General features: G+C 57.3%; 9 protein-coding genes. 2 read left to right on the forward strand and 7 right to left on the reverse strand.

What is annotated here, in order from left to right:
* Positions 1 to 24: 24 nt before the first annotated feature.
* The 5 genes from JFL75_RS18235 to JFL75_RS18255 all read right to left on the reverse strand — a co-directional run bounded on the left by JFL75_RS18235 (position 25) and on the right by JFL75_RS18255 (position 6,012).
* Positions 25 to 1,290, reverse strand: coding sequence for a diaminopimelate decarboxylase family protein (locus JFL75_RS18235; protein WP_215628102.1), 1,266 nt, complete (start codon positions 1,288 to 1,290; stop codon positions 25 to 27).
* A gap of 104 nt (positions 1,291 to 1,394) precedes the next feature.
* A complete protein-coding gene (asd, locus tag JFL75_RS18240) occupies positions 1,395 to 2,492 on the reverse strand; it encodes an aspartate-semialdehyde dehydrogenase (protein ID WP_215628103.1) in 1,098 nt (365 codons plus the stop codon).
* Positions 2,493 to 2,583: 91 nt separating this feature from the next.
* Positions 2,584 to 3,504, reverse strand: coding sequence for a 4-hydroxy-tetrahydrodipicolinate synthase (gene dapA, locus JFL75_RS18245; protein ID WP_215628104.1), 921 nt, complete (start codon positions 3,502 to 3,504; stop codon positions 2,584 to 2,586).
* 346 nt (positions 3,505 to 3,850) lie between these two features.
* Positions 3,851 to 4,633 carry a 4-hydroxy-tetrahydrodipicolinate reductase gene (gene dapB / locus JFL75_RS18250; protein ID WP_215628105.1) on the reverse strand — a complete coding sequence of 261 codons (783 nt, stop codon included), beginning with the start codon at positions 4,631 to 4,633 and terminating at the stop codon, positions 3,851 to 3,853.
* Positions 4,630 to 6,012 (reverse strand): aspartate kinase, encoded by a 1,383-nt coding sequence (locus JFL75_RS18255; RefSeq protein ID WP_215628106.1) that lies wholly within the window; start codon positions 6,010 to 6,012, stop codon positions 4,630 to 4,632. Before JFL75_RS18255 ends, dapB begins: the two co-directional genes overlap by 4 nt.
* 312 nt (positions 6,013 to 6,324) lie before the next feature.
* On the opposite strand from JFL75_RS18255, the gene JFL75_RS18260 reads away from it, so the two are divergent.
* Positions 6,325 to 8,142, forward strand: coding sequence for a ribonuclease catalytic domain-containing protein (locus JFL75_RS18260; protein WP_215628107.1), 1,818 nt, complete (start codon positions 6,325 to 6,327; stop codon positions 8,140 to 8,142).
* A 25-nt stretch (positions 8,143 to 8,167) separates the two neighbouring features.
* Here JFL75_RS18260 and JFL75_RS18265 read toward each other — a convergent pair whose 3' ends face one another.
* The gene (locus JFL75_RS18265) at positions 8,168 to 9,052 is read right to left on the reverse strand and encodes a hypothetical protein (RefSeq protein ID WP_215628108.1); all 885 of its coding nucleotides are present in this window, start codon (positions 9,050 to 9,052) and stop codon (positions 8,168 to 8,170) included.
* Entirely contained in the window at positions 9,052 to 10,293 is a 1,242-nt protein-coding gene (locus JFL75_RS18270; RefSeq protein WP_215628109.1) for a hypothetical protein, read from the reverse strand. The genes JFL75_RS18265 and JFL75_RS18270 overlap by 1 nt, the downstream gene beginning before the upstream one ends.
* Positions 10,294 to 10,388: 95 nt before the next feature.
* On the opposite strand from JFL75_RS18270, the gene JFL75_RS18275 reads away from it, so the two are divergent.
* On the forward strand, positions 10,389 to 12,773 hold the full coding sequence (locus JFL75_RS18275) for a chemotaxis protein CheA (protein ID WP_215628110.1): 2,385 nt from the start codon (positions 10,389 to 10,391) through the stop codon (positions 12,771 to 12,773).
* Positions 12,774 to 12,784 lie beyond the last annotated feature (11 nt).

Consider the following 12,784-nt stretch of genomic DNA (forward strand, 5'->3'; position numbering starts at 1 on the left):
GTATTCTCCTCATTTTATATGCTGTTATGGATTGAATTTTTTCAGGGCCTCAAGATCCAGGGTGGCGAAGTAATCCTCCACGGTCTCCGGCCGCCGCACCATCAGTGCCGATCCGTCGCTCCGCAGCAGGATTTCGCCGCACCGGAGTTTGCCGTTGTAGTTGAATCCCATGGCCCTGCCGTGGGCGCCCGCGTCGTGGATGACGATAAGGTCGCCTATGTCTATTTTCGGAAGTTTCCGCTGGACCGCGAACTTGTCGTTGTTTTCGCAGAGGCTTCCCACCACATCGTAGGTCTCCGCAGCGGGGGCGTTTTCCTTGCCCGAGACCGTCATGTGATGGTACGCGCCGTACATGCCCGGCCGCATCAGATCCGCCATGGAGGCGTCCAGGCCGATGTATTCCCGGTAGATGCTTTTTCGGTGGATAGCCCGGGCCACAAGCCAGCCGTAGGGGCCGGTTACGATCCGCGCCCATTCCATGTGCATCCCCATGGGATCGAGGCCGGCGGGAACGATGACTTCATCGTAGGCTTTTTTAATTCCTTTTGCGACGTAATCGTAATCGATGGGATCCTGCTCCGGCCGGTAGGGGATTCCCGCGCCGCCGCCGAGGTTGACGAATTCCATGGCGATGCCGGTTTTCTCCTTGATCTCCACGGCGAGTTCGAAGAGGAGCCGGCCTGTTTCGATGTGGTAGTCCGGATTGAGTTCATTGGACGCCACCATGGTGTGCAGCCCGAACCGCTTGGCGCCCTTGTCCCGGAGCAGCTTGTATCCTTCGATAATTTGTTCCCGGGTAAACCCGTACTTGGCTTCCTCTGGCGTGCCGATGATGGCGTTGCCTTCCTTGAGGGGGCCGGGGTTGTAGCGGCAGGAAACCAGTTCCGGGATGCCCGCGGTCTTTTCCAGGAATTCAATATGGGTGAAATCATCGAGGTTGATCACCGCCCCGAGTTCCCGGGCCTTTACGTATTCCGAAGCCGGGGTTTCGTTGGAGGTGAACATGGATTTTTCACCCTTCATGTTTGACATATCCGCCAGGAGCAGTTCCGGGAGGCTGGCGCAGTCCGCGCCGAAGCCTTCGCCGGCGAGGATCTTCAGGATAAAGGGATTGGGCAGGGCCTTGACCGCGAAATGCGCCTGGAAGGACGGAAAAACCGAAAAGGCCTTATTTATCCTCCGGGCGTTATCCCGGATAGCCCTTTCGTCGTAGACATAAAATGGCGTAGGGTACTGAGCGGCCAGCTTTTCCAGCTGTTCCTTTGACAAGGGGAAAGTCTTCGTATTCATATAGTATCCTTTTGAAAGCCGGACCTCGGTCCTGCCTGGTTATTATTGGTTCCCCGCCGGGGCGCCCCTGTTCCTGGGCGCCCGCGCCGGGTGCGAAATTGTTTTTACAGATAACCCTTTGACTTCAGCAGTTCCGCGTTGAGGATTCCGCCTCCGGCGGCGCCCCTGACGGTATTGTGGGAGAGTCCCACGAACCGCAGGTCGAAAAGGTTGCAGGGCCTGATCCGGCCGACGCAAACCGCCATGGCTTTGTCCAGGTCCCGGTCCTTCCGGGGCTGGGGCCGGTCGGCTTCTTCCCGGACAATGATGGGCCGCTCCGGCGCCATGGGCAGCTTCAGCTCCTGGGGCAGGGCGGTAAATTCCGACCAGATCTTTTTGACTTCTTCTATCGAAGGTTTTTTTGAACCGAATTCCAGGCTGACGCAGGCGGTATGGCCGTCCACCACCGGCACCCGGTTGCAGTGGGCCGTGATCAGCGGGCCTTCGGCGCTGACAATGGCGCCTTCCGTCACGGAACCGAGAATCTTGAGGGGTTCCTGCTCGCTTTTTTCTTCTTCGCCGCCGATGTAGGGAACCACATTTTCGATAATGCTGAGACTGGGCACCCCGGGAAAGCCCGCGCCGGAAACGGCCTGCATAGTGGAAACAAACATACGTTTGACTTCATAGCCTGCCTGGATAAGCGCCCACAGCGGAGTCATGTAACTCTGGATCGAACAGTTCGGTTTTACCGCGATAAAACCCTTGTCCCAGCCGCGGCTCGTCTGCTGGATCGGGATGATGTCGGTGTGGCTGGGATTTACCTCGGCGATGAGCATGGGCACATCCCTGGTCCACCGGTGGGCTGAGGCGTTGGAAACCACCGGAATGCCCGCCGCGGCGTAAGCCTCTTCCAGGGCCTTTATTTCATCCTTGCCCATTTCCAGCGCGGAAAACACGAAGGCGCATTTTCCCTGCCCGGCGGCTGCCGCGGCTCTGGATATATCGTTGGCGTCTTCTACAATTAAAGGGCCTACCGCGGGGCTGTAGGGTTTCGCCAGCTGCCACCGTCCGGCAACCGCGTCCGCGTATGGTTTGCCGGCGCTCCGGGGCGATGCTGCTACATAGGTGACTTCAAACCAGGGATGGTCCGCCAGCAGGGCAATGTACTGCTGGCCCACCATACCGGTCGCTCCAAGCACTCCGACAGGAATTTTTTCCATTGCTGTTATCTCCTCTTCACGCAGATTTTTTCCGAAAAATCCTGCCGCCGCTCCCCATGCCTCTGCGGGAGCAGCGGGGAGAGGGGCGGGTTCAGGTAAGTTTAACTTTTGACGCTGCCTGGGACGCTTCCAGGGCCTGCCGGAGCAGGGTTTCGTTTTCCGCGGCCATGGGGCCCAGGGGCAGCCGCACGGGACCGGCGGGAAGACCCGCCCAGGCCATGGCGGTTTTTATGGGCACGGGATTGGTTTCGATAAAGGCGCCTTTTACCAATGGCAGCAAACCGTAATGGAGTTTCCTGGCTTCCTCAAAATTCCCGCTGAGGCAGGCTTTCGTTAAAGCAGCCACTCGGCGGGGGACGAGATTCGAGATTACCGAAATGATCCCGTCGCCGCCCAGGGCGCAGAGGGGCAGGGTAAACGCGTCGTCCCCGGAGAGCACCGAAAAAGCTCTGCCTTCGTCCCGCCGTTTCCGGGAGACCATGTCAACCATATCCCCAATCTGGGGAATGTCCGCGGAGGATTCTTTGATGCCGATAACCGTAGGTATCCGGGATATCTGTTCCATAAGAACCGGCGGAATGTTCCGTGCCGTTCTGGACGCAATATTATAGATAAGAATCGGAATATCGACCGCCGCGGCCACTGTCTCGAAATGGCGGAGCAGTCCTCCGTCGTTTGGTTTGTTGTAGTAGGGGGTAACTACCAGGGCAATATCCGCCCCGAGCTCTTTTGCCCGTTTCGTGTTTTCGATGGTGTGTTTTGTTGAATTGGACCCCGTGCCGATAATGACCGGCACCGTGCCCGCGGCTGCTTCCGCGGCGGTTTCGATGATTTTGTCCTGTTCTTCCCGTTCCAGAGTGGGGGTTTCGCCGGTGGTCCCCAGAGGGAGAATGCCGTCGATCCCTTCGCTGATCTGGAACCGGATCAGGTCCCGCAGTCCGGCGAAATCCACATCGCCGTTTTCCTGCATCGGTGTTATGAGCGCGGTATACGCGCCCCGGAGTTGTATCATGGTAAGCTCCGAAATAAGAAGACTCCCGGGGTTTCCCCGGTTCCCGTAATTATTGCATAAGCGCCGGTGCGCCGCAAGATCCTATCAGGACACCCGCAGTGTAATAAAACTTCCACAGAAGCATGGAACTACAAATCCCGGGGTCCCGTCGAATGAAAAAAATCCCGCGGGGCGGTATTTCTTTTCATTCGACACCCCACGTTTCCTGCTCCCACCATGCTTCTGTGGCCTTTCTCCCGTTCCGGCTGTCCTGTTCTTAACGAGGGTTGATCTCTGTGTGCTGTATGGTTTCTCAGCTCCGCATTGGACCGTTTCTCCAAAAAATGCCTGTTTTGCTCCGGAGATCCTACGCACCGATAATTTCTTCCAGGACATCATCCATGGTGAAAATGCCCCGGCGCGTTTCCCGGGCAAGCCATTCGGCGGCCTGTACCGCCCCGGAAGCCAGGCCTTCCCGGTTCCGGGCCGTGTGGGTTATTTCTATGGTATCCGCCGGGGAGTCGAAAATCAGGGTATGTGTTCCGGGAACGGACCCAACCCGGAGACTTCCAACGTGGAGTTCCTCCGGCGCCGGAGCCCGGTGCTCCAGGGCTTCATATACCGCTTTTGTTTTCCGGGTCATGGAAGAAAGGACAAGCTCCGCCAGGGTTTTCGCGGTCCCCGAGGGACTGTCTACCTTTTTGTTGTGGTGGGCTTCAAAAATGCCCCCATCATATTCCGGAAAGGGGTTCATTATCTGGGCGGCAAAGGCAGCGATGCGGTAAAACAGATTCACCCCCAGGGAGAAATTCGACGCCCACAGCAGGGATGATCCGTTTTTCCTGACGATCTCCTCCGCTTCGCCCAGGCGGTCCAGCCATCCCGTGGTTCCCACCACCGCCGGAACCTTCCGCTCCGCCAGGGCCGTAACATTGGCAAAGGCCGTATCCGGACTGGTGAATTCAATGGCGGCATCGGTATCGGCAAGTTCCGCTATCCCGGGAATATCCCCGTAAATCGGCGCTCCGGAGCTGCCGGTTCCCCCGGCCGCAAAGGGATCCGCGATGGCGGTGATACTGTGGCCCCGGGCCAGGGCAATGGATTCGATCATTTTTCCCATTTTCCCGTAGCCGATAATGGCAATATTCATGGCTGGCTCCTTTTGGGCTGTGCCTCAGCGGGCAGGCTGCTGTTCTGTTCCTCAAAAAAGGTTTTGTGGAGCGCCCGAATGACATCATCCGCCTGGGTATCGTTCACAATAAAACTGATATTCACCTTGCTTGCTCCCTGGGAAACCATCTGAACCTGCACACCCAGGCCGGCGCATACCCCGAAGGACCGTTCCAGTATTTCCGATGACCGGCGAACATCCCCGACGATGGTAACCACGGCCTTGTCTTTTTTGATTTCGATGCTGGCGATCCGGGACAGGTCTTTTTTTAGGGGTCCGAGATCGTAGCTTTTATCCAGAGTCAGGGAAACAGAAACCTCGCTGGTGGCCACCATGTCCACCGAAATCCGGTGCTTCGCGAAATCCGAAAACACACCCTCCAGGAATCCGTACTGTCCCAGCATGCGGGTGGACACAATGTCCACCAAGGTGACATTTTTCCGGGAGGTAAGGGCCTGGACCGGGCCGGTTTTCTTGTCCAGGGACGCCACGATCCGGGTGCCCGGAGCCGCCGGGTTGTAGGAATTTTTGACCCGTACCGGAGTACCGGTTCGGATACAGGGCTGCATGGCCCGGGGATGGAGAACCTGGGCGCCAAAATACGCCAGTTCCGCCGCTTCCTCATAGGTTACCGCTTCCACGGGCCGGGCCTGTTTTACCAGCCGGGGATCCGCGGTGAGGATGCCGTCCACGTCTTTCCAGACCTGGGCTTCCTCGGCCCGGCATGCCGCGGCAATCATGGTGGCGCTCAGGTCCGAACCGCCCCTGCCCAGGGTGGTTATGTTTCCGCCTTCATCCTTGGCGATAAACCCGGTCACCACCGGCAGGACCCCGGCATCGGTCAGGGGACAGAGTATTTGGGGAATTTTTTCCCAGCTTTCCTTGGTGAGCTCCGCGGAAGTAAAATTCGAATCCGATATAAAACCCGCGTCCCAGGCGTCGAAAGCCTGGGCTTTAATATGTACGGACTTGAAATAGGCCGCGGTTACCCGCACCGAAAGCCGTTCCCCAAAAGAAACAAGATAATCCTTTGTCCGGGGCGTGAGTTCCCTGATCAGGGATATTCCCACCAGGAGATTGTTGAGTTCCTCAAGAAGGGGTTTAATTTCCTGGTGTATCTGAGGTTTCAGTCCCAGGGAATCAATGGTCTTTGTGTGGAGCTGCTCGATTGTTTTTATGGAGACCGTTCCCGCGGTCAGGGCTTTTTCCGCCGCCTCCAGCAGATGGTCCGTGGTATCTCCCATGGCGGAGAGAACAAGCACCGGTTTCCGGGGAAGAAACTGTTTGACGATTTCTGCCGCATTACGGATGCGTTCCGCGTTGGCCACGGAACTCCCCCCGAATTTCATTACAATCATTGCAGTGATTCCTCCAGATATTGGTCCATATCCTACAAGAATATGCAAAAATATGCAATACTTTCCTCTTTTTTGTATATATATTTAATTCTCCGGGCACACAGCCCCCATGAAACCGGAAGCATAGAACCGGTTAAGCCGGAAAGTACCCGGCCGTAATGGTAACGCCGGAAGTCATACAAAGAAGGGAATGAGCGACTTTCGAGGCCAAAGGCCGATGAGAAGCCATACCCATTTCTCTATGACAGGACCCGCGGCACCATTAAACACAGGTGCTTTCCGGCTGTAAAGATTCTGTGGTACAGTCTCCCCATGGTACAGGAAAAAAGTCTTGCGGTGTATAAAAACCGTCCCGCGGTGGTACTCGGGGGCGGCGACAAAATAGAAATTCTCCTTCCCGGTGGCGAAAAACTGAAAGTCCGGCCCAAGGACATTGAAATAATCCACCCGGGCCCGGCGGGTTCCCCGGACAGCTATACCGGAGAGCTGCCCCCGGGGGATATCCGGGGCGCCTGGGAACTCTTGGAAGGGACCGAAGTTCCTTTGGCGGAACTGGCGGATCTGGTATACGGTGAATTCACCCCCCAAAGCGCCTGGGCGGCGTACAGCCTCCTTTCGGAGGGCCTCTATTTTACCGGATCTCCCGGGGCCATCCGGCCCCGGCCCGCCGAAGCGGTCGCCGCGGATGAGGCAAAGCGGGCGGAAAAGGAACGGGAAGCCGGAGAGCGGGAGGCCTTTCTGGCCCGGCTTAAGGAATCGAAGCTCATCCTTCCCGACGACCGCCGGTTCCTCCAGGATGCCGAAGCCCTGGCGTACGGTAAAAGCGACAAAAGCCGGACCCTCAGGGAGCTCGGTTTGGCGGAAACACCCCAGGAAGCCCACCGCCTGCTTCTGGATTCCGGGGCATGGACTCCCTTCATCAACCCCCATCCCTTCCGGTTCGGCGTATCCCCCGGTTCCGCCAGGGAACCCCTGGCGGATACCCCCGGGGAGGACCGGAAGGATCTTACCCATCTCAAGGCCTATGCCATAGACAATGAGTGGAGCACTGATCCGGACGACGCGGTATCAATAGAAGGAAATGTTCTGTATGTTCATGTTGCGGATCCCGGTTCGGTGATTCTCCCGGAAAGCCCCGCGGATATTGAGGCCCGGGGCAGGGGAGCGACATTGTATCTTCCCGAAGGGACCGCCCGGATGGTCGCCGAGGAAGCGCTTCCGCGTTTTGCCCTGGGCCTCACGGAAGTGTCTCCGGCGCTGACCTTCAAAATAAGCCTGGACAGCGGCGGTTCGGTGGCGGAAATCGAAATTTTCCGTTCCTCCGTGTCTGTTACCCGGATGACCTACGCCGAAGCGGACGCCGCGGCGGATAACCCCGATCTCACCGCGTTGACAGCCCTGGCCGAAGCGAATATCCGCCGCCGGATGGCCGCCGGGGCAGTCGCCATTGACTTCCCCGAGGTCCATATCACGGTTTCCGGGGAACACGTAACCATCGAACCCATCCGGCAGTACCGGTCCGCCGATACGGTCCGGGAATGCATGCTTTTGGCCGGCGAAGCCGCGGCCCGCTGGGCTGTGCAGAACAGAGTCCCCTTTCCCTACGTCATCCAGGAAACCGGGGAGCTCCCGGCAAAACCTCTGGCCGGCCCGGCGGGCTCCTATCAGCTCCGGCGCTGCATGCGGGCCCGGTCCCTTTCGGTAAAGCCCGGGCTGCACGGAGGATTGGGGCTGTCGGGATATTCCCAGGTCACCAGCCCCCTCAGGCGGTACACCGATCTCCTGGCGCACCAGCAGATCCGGGCTTTTCTCCGGGGGGCGCCGCCCATTCCCGATGACGAACTGCTGGTCCGCCTTGCCGCGGGAGAAGCCGCCGCCGGCGCAACGGTCCAGGCGGAACGGGCATCCCGGCAGTACTGGACCGCGGTGTATCTCATGGATAAAAAGGGGAGTACCTGGACCGGTATTGTTCTTGAGAAGAAAGGCCCCCGGGCAGCGGTAATGATCCCGGATCTCGGCCTGGAGATCCAGGCCGCCATTAAGACCGATGCCGAGTCCAACGATACGGTTAGCCTGACCCTGGGTTCCGTAAATCTATACCAGCCGGAAACGGTGTTTTTTTCAGCCTAGGGTTCTGGCAGTAAATGTCAGGGTCTTAGAAATCGGCCCTTTGGGGAATCGTCCAGATGCATCCGGCATAGGCTTTAAACAGAAATGTATTGTCGCCGGGCCCTTCGAAGGGTTCCTCAGCCCAGGTGTAGACGGGAATTTCGGCTCCCACAAGGACGGTCACGGGTTTTACCGCATTCCAGCGGAATTCAAAGCCCGCAAACAGTGATCTGAGCTCATCGGTTTCCGTCTGGGCGCCGATGTAGCTCCGCTTCAGGGTTTGGTATCCGAGGTTTATATCCACGGTAAAGGGAACATTTTTCTTATAGGCATTAGCGGTAAACTGGTACCGTGTTTTTTCATCCTGAATGGTAAGCCCGCCGCCATGGAGTTCGGTATACTCCTCGCGGGCGGCGCTGAGGGTGACCACCGCGTAGGGCACCCAGAATCCCGCGGCAATCCGGCCGTATTCCTGGACGTAATCGCCCTCAACGATAAGCCCCGTTCCGACGGTGGAATGGGCGCTCAGGGACGCGAAGACGATTCCCGGCACTCTGAAATTTACCGCGGCGGCCATTCCCGGCTTTAACGGTTTATCCAGGTTGTTGAATATTCCGAAAAACGGCCCCAGCTCCAGTCCCAGATAGGTAAAATCGAGTCCGACAGAAGCCAGCAGCCTGTTTCTCAGGATCGGCCCCCGGTCGTATTCGAGGGAATACCCCAGGATGTCGGAAAACCTTCCCGCGGCTTTAATGTTGGCCACGACAAAATAATCCGGCTCAAAGGACTTCCCCGCCGTTCCCTGGGAACTACGGAGGCCGGGGTCAAAGGCAAAATTGTCCACCCCGCCGACAAAACTCAGGTCCAGGGCGCGGAGCGTTCCCGCGCCGGAAAAGTACAGTAAAACCAGGGCAAGTGCAAATCGTTTCATCAGTATGCCGTCCGTATTCCTATAAAGGTATCAAACATTTCCTTGGGGGTATCGTAATCCAGGGGTTTTACCCGGATTTTCAGGTCCCACCGGAGTCCGCCGGTTGCCGCGCTCAGAAAGGGCGAAACCATAAAGTAGCTGCTGTCTATTCCGCCGCTGTGCAGGCCTCCGGTCAGTTCCAGGCCAAACTCAAACATTCTGCTGACCATATCCCCGTACAGGAACTTAAGGTTAATATCGGCCTTTCCCTGCTCATCGGGAGTTTTTTCCTGGAGATACCACAGAGGATGGTAAAAAAATGTCGTATATACGGCGAACATGCCGAACCTGAGCCGGGGTTCTATAAGGAAATACAGGTTATCCACACTGAATGTATCCCCCTGCTCCCAGCCCGGGATACCGCACTGGATAAGAAACGCCGCCCCTTCCCCGGCGGTGAGGTGTGCCAGAAACCCGCCCCTATAGATCGTATCCTCCCCCGGCCGGAAGCTTATTCCCCCAAAGGCTTCAAGTTTTGCCGGGCCGGCGTTGACGAGGACCCGCAGATCCCCGGAATACTTCCCGAGATCGGGAAGCCCCGTGGCGCTGTCGATGGTCCCGATATCCTGGTAAAAATACGCCATGGGAACGATCTTTTCCCAATAGGTGACCGCCGCGGACAGGCCTGTTCCCCGTACCTTATGGATCCCGTCGTACTGGCGGGTAATATCGCCGCCGATTCCTTCCGGAAAATACATGAAACCCTTAAAATCCGTCCCCATGGGAGGGGTCCCGAAAAACAGCGGAAAATCGTCCCCGGAACAGAAAGAATCCGCCTCCCCCAGAAAATAGGCCACCTCCAGGGGCGCTCCGAAGGGCTCCCGGGCCGCGGCTTTGGCCACGCGCAGGGCAACAACCGCCTGGTTGTTGAGCCGGTCCGCCAGGGCGTTGTAGTCATCCGCGGTAGGGGCGGCGGTCACCGGCGTAATACGCACATTCCCGTAGGCAAAGGCCTTTTCCAGGTTGGGCGCGGCAAAGGAAAAACCCAGATACACGCCGTATTTGCCGCCGCCTTCAATGGCTATATCGGCGGACGCGGCCGATGACAGCACAAAGGTATCGTCCTTAACCGCGCCCCGGGTGGCGAATTCAAGCTTCGGAACCGTAATTTCCGCGCCGAAAACCGGTACCCCCAGCGCCGGCAGAACTATCAGGACCGCAAGAAGCGGAGCGTACAGCGGGAGCACCGGGTCGCGTTTCATGGCCTTATTCTACCACGCGGATTTAGTTAATACCAACAGAATTCGGTCAATAATCCCTTGACGTAAGACGATTTGTGTATAAACATTAATGCAATATGAGTGATTATTTAGATCCTAATAATGAAGAATTACTCAAGGATTTCTTCAGTGAAGCCCAAATGCAGGTGGATACACTGGAGCAGAACATTCTGGTCCTTGAGAATGAAAGCGGAAACCGGGATGCGGTGGATGAGATTTTCCGGGCTGCGCATACATTAAAGGGAGGCGCCGCCACTGTTGAGATGATGGAGCTTTCCCACTTCACCCACCTGGTAGAGGACGTTCTTGACGCTATCCGCTCGGATACCGTGACGGTCGATGAAAATGTGGTGGATACACTTCTGGCTGCCATTGATATTATTAAAATAATGCTGGAAAAACGCATGGAAGGTGCGGTTTACCAGGAGGATACTTCGGAGGTTGAAGGCAGGCTTTCGTCCCTGCTGCCGGATGGTTCGGCCCGCAAAAAAAGCGCGGCCCCCCAAAAAGCCGCGGCTCCGAAGGCTGCCCCGAAACCGGCCGCCGCTCCTGCCGCCGCTGCCGCGTCGGGGCTTTCCGAATACGAGATCCTGGAACTCAAGGAAGCCGCCGAGCCCGGAACCACGGTATACCGGGTTTCCGTCACTTTTGATGAAGACAACATAATGAAAAGTGTCGGGGGCATCCAGGTTTTCGCGGCCCTCAAGGAGCTCGGGACGGTGCTCAAGACGAGTCCTGACTTTGAACAGCTCTACGAAGATGAATTCCACCCGGTGGTGGATTACTTTATCTGCACAAACCGGCCGGTTGAAGACCTCCGGCGGTATGTGGCCATTCCGGATGTAACGGTTTCCTCGGAGATAAGCGACATAAGCGCCGGCGCGGCGCCGAAAGCCACCGCTCCCCAGGCCGCGGCTCCCGCGGCGGCCCCGAAACCTGCGGCTCCTGCCGCCCCCGCCGAGGAAGAGGAATCCCCCGCGGAGGAGGCGAAATCAGCCGCGGCGCCGGCAAAGGCCATGTCCCCCGCGGACAAAGCAAAGCAGGACGCGGACGCCAAAAAAGCGGGCAAGGACGCGGGATCCATCCTCAGGGTCGATTCCAAACGTATCGACGACCTGCTCAACCTGGTCTCCGAAACGGTTATCACCAAGGCGACCTTCAACCAGATTTCAAACCAGTTCAACGAACTGGTAAACGAACTCCACTCCATTGAGTCAGGTTACCGGGAAAAAGTCAAAAACCTTTTTGACGAACTGCCGAAATACCTGGAAAACATCCAGGACGGCCGGTCCGTCAAGGATATCCGCAAGCAGATCGGCGAGGAATACGGCGACCTGTTCTCGGTGTTTGACGCCTTTGAGGCTTCCCTTAAAAACAATGTGGGCAAATTCCGGTCAACCTCCCAGAACCTGGGACGCATCACCGGGGAGCTCCAGGAAGGGGTCATGCGGATCCGCATGGTGCCCATCAGCCAGATATTCAGCCGCTTCCCCCGGCTCGTCCGGGATCTTTCCAAGAGCCTCAACAAAAAGATCAACCTCGTTATTGAGGGTGAAGACACCGAACTCGACAAGTCGGTTATCGAGGATCTCCTGGATCCCATCATGCACTCGGTGCGGAATTCCATTGACCACGGTGTCGAGTCGGTGGAAGACCGGATCGCCGCGGGCAAACCCGAGGAAGGCAAGGTTCTTCTCAAGGCTTCCAGCGAAGGCAACATGATCATCATTGAAATCGCCGACGACGGGAAGGGTATTGATGTCAACGCCGTCAAGGCGAAAGCCGTCGACCGCGGGCTGATCCACCCCAACAAGGAACTCTCCGATCCCGAAGCTTTCAATCTTATCTTCGAACCGGGATTTTCCACGGCAAAACAGATCACCAGCATATCCGGCCGGGGTGTCGGCCTCGATGTGGTCCGCCGGCAGATAGAAAAACTCAACGGTACGGTCACGGTAACTTCCGAAAAGGGCAAGGGAACGAAATTCACCATCAAACTGCCCCTTACCCTGGCGATCATCCAGGGGCTCCTGGTCCGGGTGGGCACGGAAATCTACTCCATTCCCATCACCTCGGTTATCGAAAGCCTCAGGCTCAAGCCCGAGGAAATCAAGATGATCGACAATTACGAAGTCTTCAATATCAGGAACGACGTCATATCCCTGCTGCGGCTCAACCGCCTCTTCGGCATTAAAACCGAGGAACAGCAGGAATACAATTTTGTGGTCATCGTCGGAACCGCTGAAAAGAAGATGGGCTTTATGGTGGACAGCCTTATCGGGGAAGAAGATGTGGTTATCAAACCCCTGCGGGACCAGTTTACCAACTCTCCGGGTATTGCCGGGGCATCCATCCTGGGCGACGGTTCCGTTTCCCTCATCATTGACGTGAGCCAGCTCCTGGAGCTGGGGCTTAAGAAGGAAATGGAAGAACGCCGGTTCCTGGAAGCATCGACACGGTAGAAAGGACGCGA

It is taken from the genome of Breznakiella homolactica (assembly GCF_016616095.2).
Lineage (GTDB): Bacteria > Spirochaetota > Spirochaetia > Treponematales > Breznakiellaceae > Breznakiella > Breznakiella homolactica.